Source organism: Streptococcus sp. 29896 (assembly GCF_032594915.1).
GTDB lineage: Bacteria > Bacillota > Bacilli > Lactobacillales > Streptococcaceae > Streptococcus > Streptococcus suivaginalis.
In genome coordinates, this window is record NZ_CP118733.1 from 1966459 (window position 1) to 1992200 (window position 25742).

Here is a 25742-nt window from a genome sequence, read left to right on the forward strand (position 1 = left end):
ATTAAATCGAAGCTGTTGGAGGAAATCCTATTCTTCCCGTTTTTTCTGTTTGAGCAAGACAGCTGAAGCTGCAAGGCCAGCTAAGCCCAGGTAGATGGCTGCTCCATCAGCCTGCTCACCTGTACTTGGCAGAACAGATGAAGACTGGCTCTCAGCCTCTGAAACAGGGACACTGGTTGGAAGCGGACTAGCTGCTTGTTCAGAATCAGAAGGTGTTTCCATATGCCCCTCTGGTAAAACAGGAGCTGTTGGAGCCGTATCCGGAACCAGATCCAAGTGTCCTTCTGGCAAAGCCTCCGCTAAAGGCGCCTCATCTGGGACCCAGGTCACTAGTTCAGACTCCAAGCGAATCACCGTTGCAGTCAAAGGTGCAAGTACAACTGCATCATCTGTCAATGTCACACCTACCAAATCAGTCAGCGCTGCTATTCCAGCCCGCTTACCATCGACCAGCACTTGACCCTTCAGCAATTCTTTGTAACTATCTGAAAGAACAAAGCTGCGCTCCTTGTTATCTGCGTTAACAAAGACAGCATAGCGGTCCCCATTGCTTGCAATGGTTTGATAGGCAATGACCACATCATTTTTGGCAATGCCATTTTGACCTGGAATTGAAATCAAGCTAACCTTCTGCTCAACTTCTTCTTTTGTTCCCAAACGGAAGGCATCTGTAGATTTGCGCAGGGCAATCAATCCTTTTGTAAAGGCCTGAGTACGGGTATTCTCTTGATAGAGCGCCTCATCTGTCGCTTTGGTCCAGTCAAACTTGTTGACCGCATCCGATGAATCGTAAGAATCATGAATGTAGTATGGATAGTCAAATGGCGTTCCATCTGCATTGGTCAACAAATGCGCCTTGTTTGGTACCTTGTCCTCTGTAACTGGCTCCTTGTAATCAGGATGGCGGAACTGTTTGGTCCGTCCATACTCCTGACCAGAATGGATAAACGGTGTTCCTTGAGCAGTCAAGACTAGCAAGTTACCCAAGCGTTGACGTTGGTGAATTTCAGTATAGTTTTCAGCGATTGATGGATCCTTCTTGATGGACTGAGCGATAATATCAAAGAGGGTCAAGTTATCATGCGCAGCAATATACTGGATCACATCGCCTGGATCATCTGCCAAGAAGTTGCCTGGTTGTGCCTTGATGTTATTGAAGACAGACTCAACACTCTTAGCACCGCCTGTGATAAAGGCTGGCTGACCTTCGTTTGGATAACCAGATTTAAGTGTGTTACGAATCTCATCTGAGAATACCGCAACCGTATCTGTTGAACTCATCCAGTCTTGGTCCGCTGGCTGAACAGGCTGATTGGCATCACCTGTAAAGGTTCTCCATCCTTCACCAAGCATAATAATGTTTGGATTGAGTTTTTGAGCTTCAGTAAAGGCCAGCTCAATTGCTTCGGCATCATGGTCCCCCATCATATCGAAACGGAAACCATCTACCTTAAACTCATCCACAAGATACTTGATGGAATCAACTAAGACACGACGGCTCATGTAGTGAGTGGTTCCCAGACGACCACCACCAAAGCTTGATTTAGCCGTACCATCAGCCTCCATGAAGTGATAATAGTTTGGCTCCAAATCTTCAAACAAGAAGGTCTTAGAAGTGTGGTTATAGACCACATCCAAAATCACACCCATGCCTTGTTTGTGAATTTCATTGACCAGATTTTTGAACTCTTCAATGCGTTTCATTGGATCGGTCGGATCTGTAGAATACATACCTGTAAAGGCAAAGTAGCTCTGTGGATCATAGCCCCAGTTGTAGTTGCTGTTGCTAGAAGCGTACTCGCTCATCCGCTCTGCATTTTTCAATTCATTGACATAATAGTAGCTCATAACTGGGAGCAGCTGAATATGGGTCACACCCAAGTCCTTAAGGTAGCTGAGTCGCTCTGCAAAGGCCGCAAAGGTACCGAACTGAGCTGTCAATTCATCAGAAATAGCAGGATCTGATGTGAAGTCACGAACATGTGCTTCATAGATAATAGCATCTTCACGCTGATTGAAGTTAGGAATTGTGGCATAGTCCAAACCACTTGGACCAACTTCTGATGGATCCACAATCGCAGCTTTTGCAATCCGATAAGATGGATCTGTATCTGCCAAATCACTATTCCACTCAGCTAAAGACTTAGCATATGGGTCCAAGACCAGAACAGCTTGATCCCCACGAGTGATTTCATAATGGTAGTAGTAACCACGATAGTCCGCGATACCAAGACCTGATTGACTGTTCAATTCGAGGTCCCATTGTCCCTTATCTCCCTTGATCATAGCCAATTTACCGACCACCTTAGACTGGTCATCCTTATCATAAAGAACAACTGCTACACTGTCTGCGCTTGGAGACCAGAGAGTCATATCAACGACACTACCAGCCTGATGCACACGTGCACCAAGCTCTCCACCATAAGCATAGAGCTCATCCTTCAATTGCCAGCTCATAGTTGTTGTGAAACTATCATTGCCATATTTGAGGGTATAGCCCGCATTTTCTTGGTTGAAATCCCCGAGGACTCGCACCTTGTTGCTTGTAGCATCCAAGACAAGGTCCGTCACAGCAACTGTCTGACCATTCTTATCTGTTACAGACAATTTCTCCAAGATGCTATCCTTATCAGCACCTTCCAGCCTTGTAAAGGCTGCTTCTAGAGCTGTTAGGCTAACATGAGAAACACCTGTCACACGGACATTATTGACAAAATAAGGGTTGGTGTAAATAGTCGCATCATCATCCTTGAGGAAGATTTGTGTCTGATTTTTCAAATCTTTAAAGCTATAATCTTTCTGTTGAATCTTCACATCATCTCCTGACTTGCTTTCATCCAATAGCAGGAAGCCAATGGAACTTGGTAAATCTGTCAATTTGACATCAATATAGGCACCGTACTTGCCTTGGTTTTCAAAATCAATACCATTTGGCCAGTCACCCAAGGCAACATCAGTCACATCTCCCCAGATCCAGAGACCTTTTTGGTCATAATTGCCATCGGTACGGAAGTAATTGATACGGATGTAGCCTTCTTTAAGCGGTTGATAGAGGCTGAGTTGGTAGTTTTCATCAAACCAAGCTTCATTCATCTTGGTGCTAATCCGTTCAATGGTCTTGTCACCCGTGATGTTATCACCAGAAGTGTTATTAATCAACAGACTAATCTTGCTAGCTGTTTCGTCTTTCATCTTGATGTCCAGATAATAGCCATAGTCATCCTGTTTAGCGGTACTGAAATTGGTTGCACCCGTTGGCCAAGCACCAACATCTGACGATGGTTTTTCGACATCATCCCATGTCCATAGACCTAGACTAGATAAATTATCAGATGGTAAGGTTTTGAAGTGAACACGGAAGTAGCCTGCTTCAATTGGCTCTTCAGTCGCTCCTTGCACACTTGCATTGACGATGTCACCTGCTTGAGTCTGAAGGAGCATGGTGCCACCTTGACCGATAGTTGGAAGTTCGACTTGAACAACCCATTTACCGTCTTTCTCAATAGCTTGATACGTTTTTCCTGTGTAGGCATCTGTGACCACTACATCCTTACCAGATACTTCAAGCGCTATTTCCTTGCTCTCGGTATTGGTTGAGAAGACAAGATAGGCAGCTTGATCTTGGTAACTGCGTTTGCTGATAAGCCAACCTTGGCTATCATTTCCAGCAAGGGTGCTTGTATCACCACGTGAGAGCAATGTTGAATTGGCATTACGGAAAGCCAACAATTTTTGATAGTGGTCTGCGATGTCGCTAGTCTCTACCTTGCTCCAATCGAAATCGTACCGGTTGTCATAAACTGGCCAGTTGTTTTGTCCAGATTGACCTAATTCTTCACCGTAGTAGATGACTGGCTGACCTTTAGCAGTAATCAAAAGACTAGCAGCCAATTTCAGTTTATCCAGATTTCCTTCTTTTTCTGCGCCACCGAGACTGTAAAGGAAACCATCTTCGTCATGACTACCCAAGAATTGACCCAGAGAAGCTGCACTAGTCAGAACCTTGCTACGTTCTTCCAGCTCTTTTCCAGCTGCTTTCAGTTGACCATTGACCAGATATTTAGCAATATCCTTGAAGCCAAAGTCCAACAGACTGTCCATCGTACCGATTCCCAAGTCACCCTTGGTATCTTTATAGTTAGCTCCCCAAGTTTCCCCAATCAAGTGGAAGTCAGGATCTCTATCCACCAATTCATTTTTGAAATGTTGCCATGTGGTATCATCAACGTGTTTGACTGTATCGACACGGAAACCATAGATTGAATTACCTTTAGCAGTTGTTGAGCGTTCCAACCAAGATGCCTGCCAAGCAACCAACTGATTGCGAACCGCAGCTTCTTCTGTCTTGAAGTCAGGCAGTCCTGCAAGCGAACCGAGCTGGTCATCTCCCTGCTTGTCTTCTTCCTTAGTCCGTACCATACCTGCAAAGGTTTCTTCTGTGCCATAGCCAGCATGGTTAAGAACCACATCGACAACAATGTTTATTCCTTTTTCTGCCGCAGCATCAATCAATTCGTGGAAGTCGGCTAAACTTCCCAAATGCGGATTTAGTTTCTCAAAATTGGATGCCCAATAACCATGGTAAGCATAGTAATCTCCATCTGTTGCGCTACCAACATTCTGTGGAACATTTTCCACAATCGGAGTCAACCAGATAGAATCCACACCCAATTCTTTCAGATAGTCTAGCTTGGCTGTCACTCCTTTGAAGTCTCCGCCTTGGTAAAGACCGCGTGGGTTGGAGGCTGTTCCTTCCACTAGCTTGTCATTGCTGGTGTCCCCATTGTAGAAACGGTCTGTCATCATGAAGTAGATGACTTGCTCGTCCCAGTCTTTTTCACCATCTGCCTTGATACGCTCTATAATGGTCACATCCAATTTTGTTTCGTAGTAACCATTGTCTTTATCATAGACTTTTACAGGAAGACTATATGTACCTGGCGCTGTGCTAGACGTCGCTTTAATGGTCACACGATTGAGCTCAGTAGAGATTGGCACAAGGCCTCCACCGATGGCACTTGTATCGACTTCCATTTTGACAATCTCAGCATTTTCAGGGTTGGTGACAGTTACAGATACCAAGCCGCTTTCATTGTAGTTGAATGGTGCTTTCACACTTGCCTCAAGGGTCACATTTTTTGTCCCTGGAGTCGCCTTGCTGGTATCGAGTTCTACTTTCTCTTCGATAAAATATGGATTTGTATAGACTTTGTCGTCACCATTTCGAAGGAAAATTTGGCTATGCCGTTTACGATCTGCAAAGGCTAAATCAATCGATTTATTGCCCGCAAGATCTGGATTATTCTGATTGATTAGTAGAAATCCAAGCTTAGAATCTAAACCATTCGATAGAGGAATGTCAACATAGGCGCCATATTTGCCAAGTTTAAAATCAACGGCACCTGTTGGCCAGCCATCACTTGCTTCAGTCGTATCGCCCCAAGTCCATACGCCCCAACCTTCATAATTGTTGTCTTCACGTGTGTAATTGATGCGGAGAACATTTTCATCTTTGAGCGGCTCATAGCTAGACACGCTGTAGTCACTAGCGATCCAGGCTTCATTCTGTTCCGGAACAAGAAGCTCCACTTTTTGGTCCGATTCTGTTATTTTTTCCCCATTCTTGAGGACCAGATAGCCAATCGTTCCTGGTGTCTCAGATTTTTTAATATCAACGTAATGGCCGTAGTCATCTACCTGACTGCTTGAAAAATTCGCTGTATCCCTTGGCCATTGATTACCATCGGACAGCTCTGCCACTCCTCCCCAAGTCCACAGTCCTTGGCTTTCTGGTGCTGTTTCATCTACATTTTCAAAGTGCAGACGAATGCTGCCTTCTTCGATAGGGGTTTCTGCTGAAGAAGTATTTTCTTCTGTAGCTGTTACAGGCTCAACTGACTCAGTTGCTGTCGGAAGAACTGCTTCTTCTGAAACAGCTGGCTGGCTTACCCCTTCTTCAACAGCTAAGGGGCTAATAGATGAAGCCGTATCAAGACTGTCTCCTGCCTGATTAGCTTCTGTCGCTCCTGTATCTATTGCTGCCACCGTGGTTGTGTCCAACTCATTTGCTTCTACCTGATAGGCTGGTCCTGCAAAAAAGAGACTGCTCGCAATACCGATGGATGCAACGCCAACGGACAAGGTGCGAATGCCAAAATGGAGGCGTTTTTCTCCCATTTTCTGTTTCATAGTTTCCTCCCTGTTTATATCTTTATACTATATAGTATAAAAGAGAAATTATTTTTTGCAAACGTTTTCTTAAATGTTACCGATAACATTTTTACATTAAAAAAAAAGAGAAACCTAAAGCGTGGTTTCTCTTTGAATCAATTTGGCTGGGAAAAACAGGGAGGTCGGTTCATCTTGCTGGCTCTGGATGGCTTGCAAGAGTTGTTCGAGGCAGGCCTGCCCCATTTGACTGAGCGGCTGCTCCATAGTGGTCAAACTAGGTCTAGAAACCTTATCTAGGAAAAATCCATCAAAACCAATCACCCCAACCTCCTCAGGAATCCGTTTCCCTCTTGCTTCCAACCCTCGAACCAAGCCCAGCGCAAGGCGGTCCGACCCACAAATGAAGGCGGTTTTGACATCGCTAGAAAGCTCCAGACCATCCAACAAGGCTTGGCTAACACGGGATCGATTTTCTAACTTGTAGAGCTGAGGAGAACATCCCAAGTCCTCCATGGCAGCTACATAGCCCGCCTGCCGAGAATGAGCAAAAGACTCTTCCAAATCCAGTCCAACATAGATCAGCTGGTCATACCCCTGCTGATGGGCAAACAAACTTGCCTGATAGGTAGCTGCGCGATTATCCGTATCCACGAAGGAGAAACCTGCCTTATTTTCCCCGAAAAGAACCAAGGGCTTAGTCAGAGAAGCCAGCCATTCATAGTCAGACTGACGGGCTCCCATCACGATATAGCCATCACACTGATCCGACAGGGCCTCCTTTGCCGTTGCCAGGTGCATGCTGTATTGATTGGTCTGAGCAGCCTGGGCAATTCCTGCCAAAAGCGCAGCATAATAGGGCTCCACCAGCGCCATCTCTTCTAAAATCATCACCTGAATAATCCGGGTCCGCTTTTGCGCCAAGGCTTGAGCCTGAATATTGGGACGGTAATTCAAGTCCTTCATCGCCTGTTCGACCAATTCCCTCAAGGATTGGCTCACTTTTTCTGGATGATTCAATACCCTAGACACCGTCATTTTGGACACATTTGCCCGACGGGCAACTTCTGCAAGACTAACCATCCTCATCCTCCTTGTTCATTTTTACGCAAACGTTTTCTCTATTATAACCCAAAAAAGACCTGCTGAAAAGTTAAAAAAAGACCAAGGCTTAACCTTGGTCTGTACTTTCTTGACGAATCCGAGCCAAGAACTGCTTGGTCCGTTCTTCTTTTGGATGGTCAAAAATCTGCTCAGGACTGCCTACTTCCACAATCCGACCCTGGTCCATCAGAATGACCTTATCTGCCACAGCACGCGCAAATCCCATCTCATGCGTTACAACCAGCATGGTCATACCTTCCTTAGCCAATTCCACCATGACTTCCAGCACTTCTCCGATTAACTCCGGGTCCAAAGCCGAAGTCGGCTCATCAAAGTAAATCACTTCTGGATTGGTAGCAATGGCACGTGCAATACCGACCCGTTGCTGTTGACCACCTGAAAGCTGACTTGGATAGGCCTGGTATTTATCTCCCAACCCCACCTTGTCCAAGGCAGAGCGACCAATTCGCAAGGCTTCTTCCTTATTCAATTTTCGTCCGACAATCAAGCCTTCTGTGACATTCTCAAGCGCTGTTTTATTGGCAAAAAGATTATAGTGCTGGAAAACAAAGCCAGTCCGTTTACGAATGGCTGCAATAGCTTTCTTTGACATCTTAGCCAAATCATAGCTTTCGCCTCCAAAGGTCAAACGGCCGCTATCTGCTTCTTCTAAGAAATTCAAGGACCGCAAGAGACTGGTTTTCCCAGAGCCAGATGGCCCCAGAATTACTACTACTTGTCCACTTTCAAGCCCCATATCCAAATCATAAATCACCTGCTGTCCCTTGAAGGACAAATTTAGTTGTTCAACTTGTAGCATTTTGTCCTCCTAATAGGTAGCCAGTTTCTTTTCACCATAAGCCTGCAACTTGGTCAGAATGGTCGAGAAGAAGAGGTAAATCAAGGCAACTTCACAATAGAGTGCAAAGGGTTCATAGGTCCTTGCTGCAATCTGCTGGGTGGCCATAAACATTTCTAAGACCGTGATATTGGCTGCCAAGGATGTATCTTTCACCAAGCCAATCAAAGTATTGGACAGAGGGGGAAAGGCGACACGAAAGGCCTGTGGCAATATAATCCGCCGCATGGTTTGGCCAAAGCTCAAACCAACTGTATATCCCGCTTCCAACTGTCCCTTGGGCACTGCCTCAATGGAGGCACGAATGGTTTCCGCAGCATAGGCTCCCGTGTTGATAGAAAAGACCAGAACCGCAGAGGGAAAGGCATCAATCACCAGTCCCAAACTTGGCAAACCATAGAAAATCACATAGAGTTGGACCAAAAGTGGTGTCCCCCGAATGATCCATATATAGAATCGTGCCAGCTGCTTCAAGACTGGAACTCCAGCAATTTGCACCAAGGCAGTCCCAATTGCAATCAGAAGACCAATAGAAAATGACAGAATCGTTAGGGGAATCGTCACCAACAATCCTGGTACAAGAATTTGGACAAATGAGTCCACTAACAACTGCCATAATCTATCTGTCATCGTTTCTCCTTATTCTGCTGCTGTCGAAACATCTTCGCCGAAATATTTCTCAGCAATTTCTGTCAATTTTCCTTCCGCAGCCAAATCAGCCAAGGCTTGGTCGATCGCTGCAACCAATTCTTCATTGCCTTTTACAACTGGAAAGGCGGTTGTCTGCACATCCTCAGTTAGAGCAACGACCTGGATCGCTGCATCTGGATGTTGCTTCAAGTAATCTAAATATACAACATTGTCATTGATGGTTGCATCTACACGACCCGCCGTCAACAATTCAACAGCCTGTTGGAAACCATCTACCCCCACCACTTCTGCTCCATAGCTTTCAGCAACCGTTGCCCAGTTACTGGTCAAACTATTGGCAGATTTTTTTCCTGAAAGATCTTCAAACTGCGTGATATCCTGGTTGGAAGACTGAGTCACCAAGGCACCGTAAATGTAGGTGTATGGTGTAGAAAAATCATACTTTTCCTTGCGCTCATCGGTGATGCTCACCTGGTTTGCTACAGTGTCAAATCGAGCTGCATCCAAGCCTGCGATCATACCATCCCACTCTGTCTCAACAAACTCAACTTCAAGCCCCAATTTTGCTGCGACAGCTTCTGCAACTTCAACATCGTAACCGACAAGCTTTCCACTCTCATCATGGTAAGAATAAGGAGCATAGGCACCTTCTGTACCAATCTGAATGACACCTTCTGCTTGAATTTGCTCATAAAGGGTTTGATCTGAACTGGTGCTCGTCGATGAGCTCGTGCTGCAAGCTGCCAAGGCAAAACTTGCAAGGACGAAACTAGTGAACAATGCCATTTTTTTCATATTTTCTACCTCATGCTGTAACATAGTGTACTACGTTGAAAAACCACCTTGTTCTTTCATGAAACAAAACAAATTCTTTCAACTTATCATTTAGATATCTTATCATGACCAGCTCGACTTGACCAATATAAATTCTTTATCAAGGTCATTAAAAAAAACTATGGCATAGAAAAGGGAGTGGGAAAGAACTCGACTAGGTCAAAAAAGAGTTCCCCTCACTTCCAAACATTTAGGTTCGGGCTAAAATAGTCCACTGGACTATTTTACTCCCACCCCCGTACAGCTCCAACTGTCTGGGAGACAGTTGGAGGTTGGAAATAAGGCGAACTCTGTTCGCATCAGTCGTAAAGGCCAGATTTGGAGTGGGAAACACGAATTGCTGAGATTTGCTTCGCAAATCTTATCTCCAACCTTTAACAGTCCACTGGACTGTTAAAGCCAATCAACCACTGCGCTGAGATGTTGACACGAACTCTGAGAAGTGGAGCTGGGCTTGAGCCCAGCCTCTAATAATTAGCTTACAAACTCGATTGGAACTGTAATCGTTTGGCCTTGAACCGGGCTTTTAACAGAGGCTTGCTCAAGTGTTGAATAAGTCTGAGCCATATAAGTCGTATCAGCCTGGACCAATTGTCCTGCTCCAATCATGGTAACAGATGCAAGGGCTGCAGTTAAACCAATTTTTACTGAATTCATAATAAATACTTCCTTCTCTCGTTTTCTTAAGGATAGTATAGCTCTTCTTCCTTTCATAAAACTTAAAGGAACAATCCGTTTTAAACATCCGCTGGTGCGTAAATATAGGAAATCTGCGCCCCTTCATTGGCTGGATTGAACCAACCACGGTAGTTGGCCACCGTCATATTACCCGCATAGTTTGATTCCAGAACCTGTACTCGACCATCACTGCTAACATCTGTCACAACTGCCACATGCCCGTAACCACCATCGGTCCACACCATAATGGCCCCTACTTTCGGTGTCGTTCCAACTTCAAATCCTGCAGCAGCGGCACTGGCTGCCCAGTCGCCACCATTGCCCCAGTTATTGCCTGCCCAAGTGGCTACTTCCTTAGCTCCCCAGGTACACTGCCCAACGGGATAAGTATTGGCCGTATAAGTGACTGTTACTTCTGATACCAGGTTGGTTGCAAGAGCTGCTTGGGCTGCAGCTTTAGCTTCTGCCGCTGCCTTGGCCTCTGCTGCAGCTTTTGCAGCGGCTTTTTCTTCAGCTTGCTGGGTCAGCTGGGCTACCGTTGGGCTATCTGTGCTACTGGTAGCCGCTTGGACAGTCAAGCTTGCTAGACCTAGGGTAAAACTGGCGGTTGCAGCCAGCATCCCCATTTTGATTTTTTGTTGTAATAATTGTGTCTTCATCTGTTTTCTTTCCTTTACCTTTTTGTCATGCATTCTATCCTAAAGGAGAAAACTTGCAGGAAACTTAAGGAAATGTAACAATTGTTACAGCAAACTTGCAGGTCAATAACAAATACATTTTAAAACGATCCCAGACGGTCTTTTTCAAAAACATACTAAGATTAGTAGTGAGGAAATCTCCGACGGGAGAGAGTACTCACTACTTTTTCTTTATGATAAAGTAGAGGTGTCTTGTTAAGTCGTAGGGCTTTTTGACGCTAGACGTCGCAACAAAAACTGGCAAGACACCTGTTTTAGAAAGAATGTTATCAAAGTATGTGGGACGCCAGACGTCGAGTATTGAAAATGACATCACTAAAACAAGGAATCATTCAAGACAAAGAGGTAATATCATGCGTGCAGTTTTTGGGATTGATGTGAGTAAGGTAAGTTCAGAAGTGGCCATTCTAGTCAATGGTGAGAAAGTTCATGGCTATACCATATCCAATGACGCCTTAGGCTTTGCTTGGCTACTTGGCGATTTGAGAACCGTCCATAAGCCAGAAATCATCTTTGAAGCAACAGGTGTCTACTCTCGCCGTCTCCAAACTTTTCTAGAAGATAATGGCTATGCTTATACACGGCTTAATCCCTTAGAAGCTAAGAAGCAACTGGATAGCTTGCGTGTGCGGAAAACAGATCAAATTGACGCCGAAAAACTGGCTCAATCTCAATTTGTGCTGAATCGTAAACCCACTTATGTCCAAGAAGAAGTCTACCAAAACTTGCGGGATCTTAGCCGTTTCTATCAGAATCTGACCGAGGACATTGTTCGAGCTAAAAACCGTCTGCACAAGGTCTTACAAGTCACTTTTCCTGAATTGGAAAATATCTTATCAACACCATCTGGCGAACAATACTGGAACCTGGTCATAGCTTTTCCTTGCAAGGACTTCGTGCTTCATTTAAGCAAGGACGAACTCTCAGAGAGCATTCGTCAGTCCACCTCAAAACGGATTTCTGACAAGCGTGTGGCGTACTTAGCTGAGAAGCTGATAGCACTAGCTAATCAATCTTATTGTGCCGTCAAGAAAACCTCTCCAATGCTGGAAGAGGTGCGTTACTATGGAAAAGAATTGCTTCGGCTTTCTGAACAGAGACAAACTGTCCTAGACCAAATGGTGGAACTAGCTCAGCCATTACCTGAATATGACATTCTGCTCTCTATTCCTGGAATAGCTGAGACTACTGCAACAAGTATTATTGGTGAACTGGGAGATATTCGCCGTTTTCAGTCTGCCAATCAAATCAATGCCTTTATCGGTATTGACCTGAGACACTATGAATCTGGTAACTTCCTCGCTAAGGAACACATTACCAAGCGTGGCAATCCCTACGCTAGAAAGATTCTGTTCAAATGCATTCACAATATCGCTTCAGCCAGTCACACCAATCCTTGCCATATCGCCGACTTTTATGAGAAACGAAAAAGACAATCGCAAACGACTTCTACAAAGCCACACACGATTGCCTCCATACATCGTCTCATTCGGACAATGTATTACCTCATAACGCATAACAAACTTTACGATTACACTTTAACCCAAAATCAGTAAGATTGTTTATGCAATATTATTGTAACACCTTATCAAAAATTTTCAACATAAGGTGTTAATTTCGTGTACTCTTTTTTACACGAAACTTTAGTCCAAAAGAAAACAATTTCCTTATTTTGACTATTGAACTCAAAATATTTTTCATCAAATACCTTGATAGGCTTGACAAATGGTAGAAAAAAGCCCTCTTTTTTCCGGGTTATTTCTATGCTATACTGATAAAAAATGGAGGTCAATGATGAAAGATATCGTTTTAATTCACGGAACTTGGTGTGACGGTTCCGTCTGGGGAGATTTTGTCCGTAAATTAGAAATAATGGGCTTGCGGGTCCACACCCCTAGCTTGCGCTACCACGACCTACCTTATGATGAAGTCATGGAAAAGGTCGGTGCCGTCAGCCTGACAGACTATGCTGATGATTTGGTCGCCTTGGTTGAGAGCCTAGACGAGCCACCGCTGCTCTTGGGGCACTCTCTTGGCTGTCTCTTAGCACAAATGGTCGCGGAACGCACTCAGGTGACTGGTATGATTCTCATGGGACCCGCTCCTACAGCTGACATCTTCGCTCTCTACCCAACCATGATTCGTTGTTTTATCCGCCACTTCTTACGCTGGGGATTTTGGAAAAAGCCCATGCCACCTTATAAAGACGAATTCTTCCGCTACTGCCTTAACGTTCAGGAGCCTTCCCTCAAAGAAGAGATCTTCAAGACCCTGGTGCCCGAGTCTGGCAAGGTTTATACTCAGATGGCATTTCCTTTCTTTGACAAAAGCAGAGCAGGCTATGTGGATTTCAGTAAGATTACAGGACCTGTTCTAGTCATCACAGGTAGCGAGGACAAGATGACCGTTTCTGCCATTGCCCAAAAAACAGCTAAAAACTACCAAGATTCTGTCCTGGTTTCTCTGACAGGAGCAGACCATATGTATGAATCCGGCAAATTCCAAGACAAAACCCTCTCTGTTATTCACGCTTGGTTGAGCGAAAAAGCTTATCTATAAACAGCCAAAAACGACCTCCAATACGGAAGTCGTTTTCTTATTATTTACATTTATTTCGCTAGGATATTCACTAGTTTGGTTATTTCACAACAATATTCACCAATTTAGTTGGCTCCAACAGTCTACGGATAGGCTGTTGGAGGTTGGAAATGGAGAAACAAACGAGGCAATCGTCACTTGGTAACGATATTGACGAGTTTGTTTGCAATAACAATCACCTTCACCACTGTTTGCCCAGCGATTTCAGCTTGGACTTTTTCGTCTGCCAGAGCTACTTTTTCAAGCTCTGCTGGTGACAGGTCTTTGGCAACGGTCAAGCGAGCTTTTACCTTCCCTTTGATTTGGACAACAATTTCCACTTCGCTTTCTACTAGTTTGCTTTCATCATATGTTGGCCATGCGACATAGCTGATTGACTGGCCTGTTGCTGCCAGACCCTGCCAGAGTTCTTCTGCCAAGTGTGGCGCAAATGGAGCGATCAATTGGACAAAGCCTTTGGCGTATTCGACGTAAAGCTTGTCTTCCTTGTTGGCTGCGTTGACAAAAATCATGAGCTGGGCGATAGCCGTGTTGAATTTCAGGTCTTCAATATGCTCAGTCACCGTCTTCACAGTTTCATTGTAAACTTTATCAAGCGCTCCGCTATTTTCCGAAGAAATTTCCTTCGTTGTAATCAGGCGGTAAACACGGTCAAGGAACTTACGGCTGCCCTCAAGGCCTTCTTCTGACCAAGCGATTGACGCATCAAGTGGACCCATAAACATTTCATAAACACGAAGCGTGTCCGCACCAAACTGTTCAACTACATCGTCTGGGTTGACCACGTTTTTAAGGGACTTAGACATCTTAGCAGGTGCCTGCTCCAACTCCTCACCAGTTTCGATGTGGAAGAAGGAACCATCACGTTTTTCAACCTTATCTGTCGCTACAAGGGCACCACGGCTGTCGCGGTAGCTAGTTCCCAAAATCATGCCCTGGTTAAAGAGTTTTTGGAAAGGCTCTTTGGTCGGCACAACGCCAAGGTCGTAAAGGAACTTATGCCAGAAACGAGCATAAAGCAAGTGAAGGACCGCATGCTCGGCACCACCGATGTAGATATCCACTGGCAACCAAGCCTTGAGAAGCTCTTCGTCTGCCAATTTCTCGTCGTTGTGGGGGTCGATGTAGCGGAGGTAGTACCAGCTAGAGCCCGCCCATTGTGGCATAGTGTTGGTCTCACGGCGACCTTTAACACCGTCTTCACGCACCACCTCCAACCAGTCTGTCAAGTTAGCAAGAGGTGACTCCCCTGTACCTGAAGGCTTGATGTCTGAGGTTTTTGGCAATACCAGAGGTAACTCATTTTCTGGTACTGCTGTGGAAGTGCCGTCTTCCCAGTGGATGATTGGAATTGGCTCACCCCAATAACGTTGACGGCTGAAGAGCCAGTCGCGGAGGCGGTAAGAAATTTTCTCCTGACCGACACCATTTTCTTCCAACCAAGCCACCATTTTAGCAATAGCTTCTTCCTTGTTAAGACCGTCTAAGAAGTCAGAGTTGATATGAATGCCATCTTCTGTGTAAGGGGCTTCTTCTACATTGCCACCTTCCAGAACTGGAATAATCTCCAAATTAAACTGCTTAGCAAATTCCCAGTCACGCTCGTCGTGAGCAGGAACAGCCATGATAGCACCTGTTCCGTAGCTTGCCAGCACATAGTCCGCAATCCAGATTGGGATTTCTTTGCCGTTTACAGGGTTAATGGCGTAGGCACCTGTCCAAACACCTGTCTTGTCTTTTGCTAGGTCTGTACGGGCTAGGTCTGATTTAAGAGAAGCTTGGCGTTTGTACTCTGCCACAGCTTCTGCTTGTTCAGCTGATGTGATACTATCCACCAAGTCATGCTCAGGAGCAAGAACTGCGTAGGTCGCACCGAAAAGGGTGTCAGGACGAGTTGTGAAAACAGTGAAGTCCTTGTCTGTGTCCTTGATTTTGAAGGTCACATTGGCACCGGTTGACTTACCAATCCAGTTGCGTTGCATATCCTTGATTGACTCTGGCCAATCAACTTCTTCTAAGTCGTTAAGCAAACGCTCTGCATAGGCTGTGATTTTCAACATCCATTGGCGCATTGGCTTGCGGACAACAGGGTAGCCACCACGTTCAGATGTTCCGTCAGGAAGGACCTCTTCATTGGCGATAGCTGTTCCTAATTCCTCCACCCAGTTTACAGGCACTTCTGCCTCGTAGGCTAGGCCTTTTTCATACAACTTGGTGAAAATCCACTGGGTCCACTTGTAGTAGTTAGGGTCTGTCGTATTGACCTCACGATCCCAGTCGTAAGAAAAGCCAAGGGCGTTAATCTGACGTTTGAAGTTGGCGATGTTTTCTGCTGTAAAGTCAGCTGGGTCATTGCCCGTGTCCATAGCGTACTGCTCAGCTGGCAGACCAAAGGCATCCCAACCCATTGGGTGAAGAACGTTGTAACCTTGGGCACGCTTGTAACGGCTGAGAATGTCCGTCGCCGTATAGCCCTCAGGGTGACCAACGTGCAAGCCCGCACCAGACGGATAAGGGAACATATCTAGGGCATAAAAGTTTGGCTTGTCCGCATCTGTCCCTGTCTTAAAAGTATGATTTTTTGCCCAAAATTCCTGCCATTTGGGCTCGATTTCCTTGTGATTGTAGAAGCTCATGTCATTTCTCCATGTCAATAAATTATCTTTACCATTATATCACGTTTTTGGGGAATTGGGAAAGACAAAAACAGCCAGTTTTCACTAGCTGTTTTCCCATTTTTACCAAATAATCACACGGTCTTCTTTTGCACGCCACATGCCGTCGCCTTCTTGAACGCCAAATGTTTCATGGAATTCATCGAAGTTTGGCAACTGGATGTTGGTGCGTAGGTGACCTGGTGCATGGACATCGACACTAGCTAACATCTGCATGAACTCAGGACGAGCCTTCATTCGCCAGATACGGGCAAAGTTAGTGAAGAATTCCTCTGCGGAGAAGTCATCTTCTGACTTGGCTGCTTCTAAGGCCGCTGCAATCCCTCCAAGGTCAGCAATGTTTTCTGACACGGTCAACTTACCATTGATTTTGGCACCGTAAGAATCCTGACCCTCAAACTGGTCGATAACCTGCTGGGTACGGGCTTCAAAGGCTGCATAGTCTTCCTCTGTCCACCAGTTGTTTAGACTGCCATGCTCATCAAAGGAAGCTCCGTTGGAGTCAAAGGCATGGGAAATCTCGTGGGCAATCACGGCACCGATACCGCCGTAATTAGCTGATGAAGACTGCTCTAGCGAGTAGAATGGTGCCTGCAAAATGGCTGCTGGAAAGACAATCAAGTTTTTCTGTGGGTTGTAGTAGGCATTGACCATGTGAGCTGGCATGCCCCATTCCTTAATGTCCACAGGCTTGTTCCACTTACTCCAACCATGAGCAATGTCAATCTTGTTTAGTTCGATGGCATTTTCCACCAAAGACTTGCTTGGGTCAACAATCTTTTTATAATAACGCTCTGGCAAGGCTTCTGGGTAGCCGATGTAAGGCTTGATAACATTGAGTTTGACAATGGCCTTGTCACGCGTTTCCTGAGCCAACCAGTCTGCCGTTTCCAAACGAGACTTGTAGACATCTATCATCTTAGCAACTTTTGCTTCCACATCGGCCTTGGCTGCTGGTGAGAATTTTTCTCCAGCATACCAAAGACCGAGGGCCTGGTTAAAGTAGCCTTGTGCCAAGTTGTAGGCTGCTTTTTCTTGGTTTTGAGCCTGCGGTGTACCAGAAAGAGCACGGCTGTAGGCTCCTGCTAAAATACGGATTTCATCCGACAGGAAGGCAGTATAGGCGCCAGCCGCTTTCAAAATCAAGGTCGCCTTCAAAAGCTCCCAATTATCCGCACTGTAAATGTCCTTGGCAGCCTGCCAGAAACGTCCCTCAGGCACGATAATCTTGTCTGGCGTTTGACCTAAAATCGCTGTGAAGAAATCATCCAAAGGCAACTCTGGTGCCAAGGCAGTAAAATCTGCCCACTCGTAGGGGTGGTAAAGTTTGGCGTACTCAGAACCCTCTTCATTTGACAGAACATACTTGGCAATCATGGCATCTAGTTCCAAACGTTTATCTAGGAGATCCTTGATTTCCTCATCACTGAAACCAAACTTAGGCAGGAGGGCTTCCTGGCTCTCACGCCAAGTCTTGAGCAATTCTGCACCTTTTTCATGCCCTTCCTCATAGTAGGTCGTATCTGGCAAGATAATGCCTAGAGAATCTGCCCAGAGGACATTGGTGGTCGCATCCATAAAGTCAGGTGCCACACCGAAAGGCATGAGGTTTGGCTTGCCTGCCAACTCATATTCTGCCAACTTGCTGGTAAATTCTTCGAAAGAGTTGAGAGCCTTGTACTCTGCAATCAAGGCCTGAGCAGGTTCTGCCCCCAAACGGTCACGGGTTTCATAGTCGGCTACTTGTTTGTGAAAAGCCACGAAGTTTTGCAAAACGCTATCTTCTGGGACATCTTCTCCCGCCAACCAAGCGTTTGTCGTGTCAATCATGAGCTTTTCAATCTCATCCGCCAAGTCCGTGAAACCACCTGTTCTTGGCTTATCGTCTGGAATCACAGCTGTTTTTGCCCATTCACCATTGACGTATTCGTAAAAATCATCTTGTAAACGTGTCATTGATTTTCTCCTTTGTCTTTCTTAATGACTATAGTAACAAAAAATTCTGACAATTTCACTTATCAGATGACCGTGACCAAGTATTTTTTAGAATAATACTCGAACAAACTACAAGAAGGCTGACAACGGCACAGGTCCCTGACATAGTTAAATCCAGTTGATTGGCCACTAAAAAACCTAGCGCAACCGTTAGAATAGCGATACCTTGCCCTAAAAGCAGCAATTGCCAAAAGGATTTGACCCAACGTAGGGCAGCCATACTTGGTGCTACCAAGAAAACAATAACAGTCATCGAGCCAATCGCTTCAAAGGCCAGAACAGTAGTTAAGGAAACTAGAATCAAAATAACCATTTCTAAAATCCTTGTTCGTAAGCCAGACAAACGAGCATGGTTGCTATCAAATAGGTACACTTGTAAACGATGGTAAGCCCAAACAAAAAATAGAACAATAACCAACCAAGCCAAACTCGACTTGACCAGACTAACAGGGAGTGACCAGGCTAGAACATCCATACGATGGAGCGGAGCAAAAAGTACTTCCCCCTGCAAAACCAGATCCACATCCAAGTGAACATTGCGAGCAAAAAGAGAAATAAGCAAAACCGCCACTGCAAAAAAGCAAGAAAAAACTAGACCTGTTGCGGCATCATGCGCTATCTTTCGACTATGCAGACGGTCAATGGCAAGAACCGATAATAACCCAAACAGACTGGCACCAACTATTAGCAATGGCGAATCCAAACTATGACTAATAAAAAATCCCAGAACAATCCCAAGCAAGACAGAATGCGATAGCGCATCTGCCAACATCGATTGATTTTTTACAACCAGTATCGAGCCGATCAAACCACAAGAACTAGCAATAACCATCAAAATGAGTAATACTTCAAACACGACCATTCTCCTTTCTGACATAGGTAACATACACAAATGCAGACAGGGTCAGACCTGTCAGACAGACGATAATAGTCGGTCCGGTCGACAAACCAGATACACTGGAGCTAATCCAGGTCCCTACGAAAGCCGACCCAATTGCAACGATTCCTGCCAGTAATAGACTCTTGTGATACGATTTTCCCAGCATCAAGCCAAAGACAGCTGGTGCAATCAAAAAACTACTCATCAAAATAGCTCCGACTAACTTTAATCCTACTGCAATTAGGCAAATCATCAAAAACATCGTCAACTGCTGCAAGTACTTTACACGAACACCAATAACCCTTGCAAAAGTTTGATCAAACAGATATAGCTTATAGTCTTGATAAAAGAAAGCAAACAATACCAAAGCCAATAGAGAAATAATTCCGATCAGTATCACATCATCCAGCTGAATAAAGGCTGCCTGTCCAAATAGATAGGTTTGCAAGCCAGCCTGGGAAGCCCCTGCAAAGGCTTCATTTCCCTGAATAGCATTTTTCAAGACCATTCCCAAACCAAAGAAAGAAGCAGACACCAATGAAAGGGCATTGACTAGGCTGTGACCACCTTTTCGACGCAGCCAATGAACAAGCGCATAAGAAAAGTAGCCTGACAACACTGCTCCTAACAGCAAGTAGAGAGGATGTCGCGACTGAAAAATCATGAAAGAGACAATCACTCCAGGATAAGAAGCATGCCCAAGAGCATCCCCAAGCAAACTCTGTTTAGTAAGAACAGATATACTTCCGATAGTACTGGCTGCCACAGCTAGGCTGACGGTCCCTAAAGCAACTGTCCAGAAAGAATACTCTTTGAAAACCTCAAACATGACTGCCTCCTTTGGCATTTCCTAAAAACAGCCCATTTCCTATGCCGTAGGTCGCCTGATAATTCTCACTTGTCAAAGTCTCATCCATCGGACCAGAGTCAATCACATGCTTATGAAGCCAGACAAGGTGATCAAAGTAGGCATCCAGCGTCGTTAAGTCATGATGAATGACAATGGAAGTTTTCCCTTCACATTGGAACTCCTTGAGCATATCCATGATCATGATTTCTGTTGCCTGATCAATCCCTGCTAGAGGCTCATCCATAAGATACAATTCTGCTTCCTGTGCCAGGGCTCTCGCTAAAAATACCCGCTGACGCTGCCCACCTGAAAGCTGATCAATCTGACGATGGCGTAAATCCGTAATTTTTAACCGTTCTAGAGCCTGCTCAACAATCTGTCTATCAGCCTTAGTCGGTCTTCTAAACATCCCCTTACTATGAGCGAAGCGTCCCATCAGAACAATTTCAAAGACTGTTGCAGGAAATTGCCAGTTTACTTGACTAGACTGGGGAATATAGGCTACTTTTTGAGCAATCAACCTCTCTAGACCTGCCTCCTGACCAAGCAAGCGAACCTGCCCTGTGTCAGGTTTTTCCAACCCCAAAATGACCTTGAATAGACTGGATTTCCCAGCACCATTTGGTCCAACAATAGCCGTCCGACTCCCTCTGGGAATCACCAAATTGACATCTTCTAAAGCCATGGTCTGGCTGGCTGTATATGCTAAATTGACATCTTTTAATTCAATGATTGCTGACATATTTCCTCCTATTTTTAAAAACGATATACCTCATTCATACTCAATGAAAATCAAAATCAGACCAACCTACCAAGCTGAGAAAGTCGATAAGATTAAGATACCGTACCAACAAATTGCTGGCAAACCCTATATATCGCTTATTTCAACACATCAGTACATAAATTTTTTTCGTAGAGCACCAATGCTTCCTTCAATCGTATGTTTATCAATCTGTTAAAAATGGTCCAAAAACGGAAAGAACTCGACCTAGACCGAGTCCTTTTTACTACTCATTTGAAATCCCTATTCACGCACAGACTACTGATATATAATGTCTCGCTGTGAACCAACAGCACCGAGGTCTACAAACAGTATTTCTAGTCAAGGACCTCAATAACTGGTGTGATTTGCTACTAACGCCTATCCTCCCCCAAGCGTTGCCACCTCCAATAGAAAGAGTCCTATACTGCTTGTGCTCGAAACAATTGATTATCCCTCATATCGGTACCTATCAACTCTATCTTCGGTAATATCTCTAGTCTTCATTGAATAGCAAGTCCGTTCGACCTGTACTATTTCAGATATTTAACCATCAATTTAACATTATGTTTGTACATGTCGATAAAGGTATCACCTTCCTCGCCTTCTGGTGCCAAAGAATCTGAGAATAACTCCTTACCTTCGCCAGTAACAACTTCAACCTGACCGCCTTTGGCTTTTACTGCCTCTTGCAATTTCTCCATGCGTTCTGGATTAGTTGTAGACTCTGTAAAGATAGCCTTGATATTATGGTCAATGATTAGGTTAACTGTCTCAATCATGTCACTGTTAGCCACTTCTGAGTCGGTGCTCACGCCTTGAGGAGCATAGAGAGTGAAGTCATAACTAGCAGCAAAGTAATTAAAGGCATCATGTGGTGTTACCAAATAGCGACTTTCTTTTGGAATCACACTTAATTCTTTTTCTACCCAGGCATGCAAATCATCTAGCTGCGCTTGGTATTTTTCTGCATTTTTCTGAATCATCTCAGCTTTAGCAGGTAAGAGTTTTTGTAGTTCCTCTGAAGCTACAGCTACAGCTGACTTGTACAAGGGAATTGAAAACCAGAAGTGCGGATCGACAATCTCTTCTCCATCCTCATCCATCGTATTCAAGTCTTTTGCATTAAAGTTCTTAGATACTGCTACTCCGGTCTTCTCCAAAGCTTCAACCATTTTACCTTCAAAGTGCAAACCGTGGTAGAGAACGAGGTCAGCCTTTTGTAATTTTGATAAATCACTAGATTTGGCTACGTACAAATGAGGGTCTTCTCCTGCTGGAATCAGCAAATCACGTTCCACCTCATCACCCGCCAACTGATAGACCATGTCATTGAGGAAGGAAGTAGTCACAGCCACTCTTGGCTTGCTAGAGCCTTCTGTGGTTTGCGATGGACGACAAGCTCCTAGCCCTATTAGGGACAATAGCAGAGCAAAACTGAACAACATTTTCTTCATATAGGTTCTCCTTTTATTTTTATTAAGCATACCTAACTATATAATTAGATTAAGCTAAAAAATTCATTTTGTCAACTGATTTTTAAATTTTTTGATATAATAGTTTCAGTAGAAAGCGAGTTCTCATGACACCAAACAAAGAAGATTACCTAAAATGTATTTATGAACTGGGTCAATTAGACCAAAAAATTACCAATAAACTCATTGCAGAGAAGATGGCCTTCTCCGCACCAGCCGTTTCCGAAATGCTCAAAAAAATGGTAGCCGAAGAGCTCATTTCTAAGGATGCCAAGGCAGGTTATCTCCTCAGCCAAACTGCCCTTGAAATGGTAGCCAGCCTCTATCGCAAACACCGCTTGATTGAGGTATTCTTAGTTGAGCAACTTGGCTACTCTCCAGAAGAAGTACATGAAGAGGCTGAGATTTTAGAACACACCGTTTCAGATCGCTTTATCAATCGCCTAGACCTGCTACTGGAACAGCCTCAAACTTGTCCTCACGGGGGAAGCATTCCTCAAGCAGGACAACCGCTCATCGAACGCTACCAGACACGGCTGTCACAGCTAACTGAGACAGGGAACTACCAGCTTGTCCGTATCCATGACTTCTATCAACTCCTTCAGTACTTGGAACAACATGAATTAGCTGTCGGCGATTTACTAACCGTCACAGACTTCGACCACTTTGCCCAAACCATCACCATCCAGTACAAGGACAAAGAGCTCGCCGTCCCAACAGCCATCGCTCAACAATTATTCATCGAAAAAAGCAATCGCCCAGCCTAAACAAGCTGAGCGATTATTTTTTTCTCACATTACGGAAAATAGATCTGGCTGCAAAAAATAGTTGCCCACATACATACACTAACCAAAGTAGGAAACCTATATAAAAACAGCCCAATAAAAAGTGAGGGTTATAGGTTAAAGGTTGCAAGACAAACATGAGAATCCCTACCAAGCCCCACCGCATGCCCCAGGTCATCTTTCTCTGAATCAACCATTCCAGCCAATCTTCTCCAACTGAACTTCTGGTTTCCAGATACTCTTGATTAAGGTCTTGAAAAAATTTTCTCATATTTCTGCCCACCTCTGCACTTGATAGTTAGCAATTATAAAATTGCCAACTTCCTCTCAGTATACAGGCATTTCCACAAAATGTCTACTGTCAATTTTTATCCACCAATCTGCACCAAACCAAATAAAATTTGGAGGAATAAAATGGAGGCGTTATAGAAGCTATGTGCAAGTATAGTATCCGTCATTCGTCTATTGCACATATACAGATAGCCCAGATAAGCCCCTGTGATAAAGTGACCTAAAAATGCCACTGAAAAGTTCCAGGTATGACAATAAGCAAATAGAAGGGCAGAAAATACGATGACCATTTGAGGATGCTTAGGAAAATATTGGGCTGTTTTTTCTAACAAAATCCCCCTGTAAAGAAATTCTTCTAAAACTGGAGCAAACAAGACAACTGAGAGAGCCATCACCCAAAAATTATCCGAATTTAACTGATTGGCTGTATCCAAAGCATTAGAATCACTAGGGCTAAGCCTCAAATATTGCCAAAGGAGGTTCAGGAAAGTTTGTCCAGTAAATACCAGTGCTGTCATACCGACTATTTTAAAAATATTCAGCTTCTCTCTTGAAAAGACTTGATTCTTTACCATTCCTCGTCTGATGACAGAAAGTAGTGCCAATATTGCAAGACCAAGTCCTATCATGACTGCAAGTTTTAGTAGCACATTCTCTTGAAAGGCTGTTATCCCCACATAAACTGGAAATTGAATGAGCAAAGTGAGCAACAAGGTACCCACAGCTAAACCGATGGATTTTATTATTTTCATATTCTCTCTCCTTTCCATTGTCATTTATAACCTACTCAATTGTTTTTCACAATGTTCACACCTTTAAACACTTATAACATTTAAAATGGTCACAATACTATTCGACAAGATATGTGCCACTATCGGATATTTGAGATGGTTCGTTTTATAGTAAATCCAAGAAAACAAAAATCCTGGAAAAAGTGCCGACCAGAAACTCAAAGAAATTTCATAACTATGTACAAAAGCAAATAAAACGGCTGTAATTAACACGCTAATATTTAATGGATTCACTACACAAGAACGATGTGCTTGGTAAAGTCGTTCGTCAGCTTTCGCTAAATCCGATACTTTCCCGTAAAATTCAGTCTGACCTGTTTTCGTTTTTAAAATGACTTTATGTATTGTTGATGATGTTTCAAAATAAAGGATGTCACTAAAAGGAACTTGAATATGAGCAGTTTCAGTTTTGTATACAAAAGAATTTTCAGCTACAGTATGATCAATATTTTCAAAAGCATGCACTAAGACATCTGATACTGCCTTTTGAAAGTCACTATCCTCTAGGCCTTTATCTATAAAATCTAAAGCAGAAACCCGATAACGATACGTTACCGGCATAAATTCTGAGTGAGTTGTTACAAAGACAATAACAGCATAAGGATCGCGAGCACGGATTTCTTTAGCGATTTCCATTCCTTTCTTTTCTTCTCCTTTTATTTCAATATCTAAAAAGAAAAATTGGTGATTCCCCGCTTCCTCGATTGATTCCAATAATTGATTTGATTTACCAAAAACTTCTAGGAATTTATACCTTACTGACGTTTCTTCAACACACCGCCTAATAGCATTTTCTAACCTGCTCTGCTGAAAAAAATCATCTTCTAATACAAAAATATTAAGCATAGCTATCTCCTAAACTTTTGTAAGTTCTAATCGTTATTATAGCATATTTAGACAAAAGATAAGTGTCCAACTTGACTTGATAGACCTGCCAATGTATAATAAACATAGAAAAAGGTAGTTGCTGGAAACAACTACCCCTTGCAGAACCGTTTAAGACGGTGGCTTAATATAAATTATTAAAAAATAACCGTGAACTCGCCAAAGTTACAGACGGTTATTTTTTTGTCGATTTTACCAATTCAAGCACTAACATCACGAGAGCGATAACAAAGTTACCAGCTACAAACATGAGTGTTAAGACCTCAAAGGTTGACAAGCTAAGACTTTCGACGTGAGAGTTTTGAAACGATATTTTTCAAAACTCGAGCTAGTGCGAGCCCTAGACAAATCTTATAGGATTTGTCGTTGCCAGATGAATAAGTTCACTTACCAGCTGGCTTGGGCTAGCCTTTCTGTTAGATTTTGATGATTTGCCCATAGGCACCACCTACCTTTCAGAAATTAGAGCCACCGTCTTTACTTTTCTGCAAAAACTATTATAGCATATTTAATAAAGAATTGTAGTCCAATTTACACATCAAAAAACCAGCCTACTTGGGCTGGTCTTCTTGGAGTCGTTCTTTAAGGCGACGACGGTACAAAATCTGCGAAGGGATAAAATAGAGAAAGCTCGCTAAGATAATCCATCGCTTATCGATTCCACTAAAGTAAATCACCAAAATCAAGGTGAAAGCCACCGTTAGGTAGAAAAAATGATTGGTCAGTAAGTTTTTCATGGCAAACCTCCACGTCTAATTCTCTTTT

The 25742-nt window shown here is 43.9% G+C and carries 21 protein-coding genes; 3 read left to right on the forward strand and 18 right to left on the reverse strand.

The features are described from left to right. Positions 1 to 27 precede the first annotated feature (27 nt). From PXH68_RS08995 to PXH68_RS09025, 7 genes are all read right to left on the reverse strand, one after another. The gene (locus PXH68_RS08995) at positions 28 to 6189 is read right to left on the reverse strand and encodes a pullulanase (RefSeq protein ID WP_248027022.1); all 6162 of its coding nucleotides are present in this window, start codon (positions 6187 to 6189) and stop codon (positions 28 to 30) included. A gap of 114 nt (positions 6190 to 6303) precedes the next feature. Further along, the gene (locus PXH68_RS09000; protein ID WP_208561886.1) at positions 6304 to 7251 is read right to left on the reverse strand and encodes a LacI family DNA-binding transcriptional regulator; all 948 of its coding nucleotides are present in this window, start codon (positions 7249 to 7251) and stop codon (positions 6304 to 6306) included. Positions 7252 to 7339: 88 nt separating this feature from the next. Continuing rightward, the gene (locus PXH68_RS09005) at positions 7340 to 8092 is read right to left on the reverse strand and encodes an amino acid ABC transporter ATP-binding protein (RefSeq protein ID WP_158456309.1); all 753 of its coding nucleotides are present in this window, start codon (positions 8090 to 8092) and stop codon (positions 7340 to 7342) included. A gap of 9 nt (positions 8093 to 8101) precedes the next feature. Further along, positions 8102 to 8761, reverse strand: a complete 660-nt coding sequence (locus PXH68_RS09010) for an amino acid ABC transporter permease (RefSeq protein WP_158456307.1) — start codon at positions 8759 to 8761, stop codon at positions 8102 to 8104. A gap of 9 nt (positions 8762 to 8770) precedes the next feature. Next, the gene (locus tag PXH68_RS09015) at positions 8771 to 9577 is read right to left on the reverse strand and encodes an amino acid ABC transporter substrate-binding protein (protein ID WP_205030950.1); all 807 of its coding nucleotides are present in this window, start codon (positions 9575 to 9577) and stop codon (positions 8771 to 8773) included. A 513-nt stretch (positions 9578 to 10090) separates the two neighbouring features. Then, positions 10091 to 10273: a hypothetical protein gene (locus PXH68_RS09020; RefSeq protein ID WP_248027020.1), complete on the reverse strand. Its 183-nt coding sequence runs from the start codon at positions 10271 to 10273 to the stop codon at positions 10091 to 10093. A gap of 80 nt (positions 10274 to 10353) precedes the next feature. Next, positions 10354 to 10953 carry a CHAP domain-containing protein gene (locus PXH68_RS09025; protein ID WP_248027018.1) on the reverse strand — a complete coding sequence of 200 codons (600 nt, stop codon included), beginning with the start codon at positions 10951 to 10953 and terminating at the stop codon, positions 10354 to 10356. Between the two features lie 392 nt (positions 10954 to 11345). Between PXH68_RS09025 and PXH68_RS09030 the strand changes: the two genes are divergently transcribed. Both PXH68_RS09030 and PXH68_RS09035 read left to right on the forward strand, forming a co-directional pair. Then, positions 11346 to 12548: an IS110 family RNA-guided transposase gene (locus PXH68_RS09030; protein ID WP_316716070.1), complete on the forward strand. Its 1203-nt coding sequence runs from the start codon at positions 11346 to 11348 to the stop codon at positions 12546 to 12548. Between the two features lie 235 nt (positions 12549 to 12783). Next, positions 12784 to 13551: an alpha/beta fold hydrolase gene (locus PXH68_RS09035; RefSeq protein ID WP_316715689.1), complete on the forward strand. Its 768-nt coding sequence runs from the start codon at positions 12784 to 12786 to the stop codon at positions 13549 to 13551. 173 nt (positions 13552 to 13724) lie between these two features. Here PXH68_RS09035 and leuS read toward each other — a convergent pair whose 3' ends face one another. The 6 genes from leuS to PXH68_RS09065 all read right to left on the reverse strand — a co-directional run bounded on the left by leuS (position 13725) and on the right by PXH68_RS09065 (position 22207). Further along, positions 13725 to 16226: a leucine--tRNA ligase gene (gene leuS / locus PXH68_RS09040; RefSeq protein WP_248027775.1), complete on the reverse strand. Its 2502-nt coding sequence runs from the start codon at positions 16224 to 16226 to the stop codon at positions 13725 to 13727. Between the two features lie 102 nt (positions 16227 to 16328). Next, positions 16329 to 18221: a M13 family metallopeptidase gene (locus PXH68_RS09045; RefSeq protein ID WP_248027777.1), complete on the reverse strand. Its 1893-nt coding sequence runs from the start codon at positions 18219 to 18221 to the stop codon at positions 16329 to 16331. A gap of 55 nt (positions 18222 to 18276) precedes the next feature. Beyond that, the gene (locus PXH68_RS09050) at positions 18277 to 19116 is read right to left on the reverse strand and encodes a metal ABC transporter permease (RefSeq protein WP_248027779.1); all 840 of its coding nucleotides are present in this window, start codon (positions 19114 to 19116) and stop codon (positions 18277 to 18279) included. Continuing rightward, a complete protein-coding gene (locus PXH68_RS09055; RefSeq protein WP_172007000.1) occupies positions 19109 to 19969 on the reverse strand; it encodes a metal ABC transporter permease in 861 nt (286 codons plus the stop codon). Before PXH68_RS09055 ends, PXH68_RS09050 begins: the two co-directional genes overlap by 8 nt. Next, a complete protein-coding gene (locus PXH68_RS09060; protein WP_172090252.1) occupies positions 19962 to 20732 on the reverse strand; it encodes a metal ABC transporter ATP-binding protein in 771 nt (256 codons plus the stop codon). Before PXH68_RS09060 ends, PXH68_RS09055 begins: the two co-directional genes overlap by 8 nt. A 551-nt stretch (positions 20733 to 21283) precedes the next feature. Beyond that, a complete protein-coding gene (locus PXH68_RS09065) occupies positions 21284 to 22207 on the reverse strand; it encodes a metal ABC transporter solute-binding protein, Zn/Mn family (RefSeq protein WP_222379754.1) in 924 nt (307 codons plus the stop codon). A 125-nt stretch (positions 22208 to 22332) separates the two neighbouring features. Between PXH68_RS09065 and PXH68_RS09070 the strand changes: the two genes are divergently transcribed. After that, positions 22333 to 22992 (forward strand): metal-dependent transcriptional regulator, encoded by a 660-nt coding sequence (locus PXH68_RS09070; protein WP_105150781.1) that lies wholly within the window; start codon positions 22333 to 22335, stop codon positions 22990 to 22992. A gap of 13 nt (positions 22993 to 23005) precedes the next feature. Here the strand turns inward: PXH68_RS09070 and PXH68_RS09075 are convergent, their stop codons facing one another. The 5 genes from PXH68_RS09075 to PXH68_RS09095 all read right to left on the reverse strand — a co-directional run bounded on the left by PXH68_RS09075 (position 23006) and on the right by PXH68_RS09095 (position 25714). Continuing rightward, positions 23006 to 23281: a hypothetical protein gene (locus PXH68_RS09075; RefSeq protein ID WP_161946774.1), complete on the reverse strand. Its 276-nt coding sequence runs from the start codon at positions 23279 to 23281 to the stop codon at positions 23006 to 23008. 97 nt (positions 23282 to 23378) lie between these two features. Further along, positions 23379 to 24053 (reverse strand): CPBP family intramembrane glutamic endopeptidase, encoded by a 675-nt coding sequence (locus tag PXH68_RS09080; RefSeq protein ID WP_172064871.1) that lies wholly within the window; start codon positions 24051 to 24053, stop codon positions 23379 to 23381. Between the two features lie 63 nt (positions 24054 to 24116). Beyond that, on the reverse strand, positions 24117 to 24938 hold the full coding sequence (locus tag PXH68_RS09085) for a LytTR family transcriptional regulator DNA-binding domain-containing protein (RefSeq protein WP_248027781.1): 822 nt from the start codon (positions 24936 to 24938) through the stop codon (positions 24117 to 24119). A 214-nt stretch (positions 24939 to 25152) separates the two neighbouring features. Further along, positions 25153 to 25227, reverse strand: a complete 75-nt coding sequence (locus PXH68_RS09090; protein WP_238596331.1) for a hypothetical protein — start codon at positions 25225 to 25227, stop codon at positions 25153 to 25155. Between the two features lie 301 nt (positions 25228 to 25528). Continuing rightward, a complete protein-coding gene (locus PXH68_RS09095; RefSeq protein WP_024407687.1) occupies positions 25529 to 25714 on the reverse strand; it encodes a hypothetical protein in 186 nt (61 codons plus the stop codon). Positions 25715 to 25742: the final 28 nt, after the last annotated feature.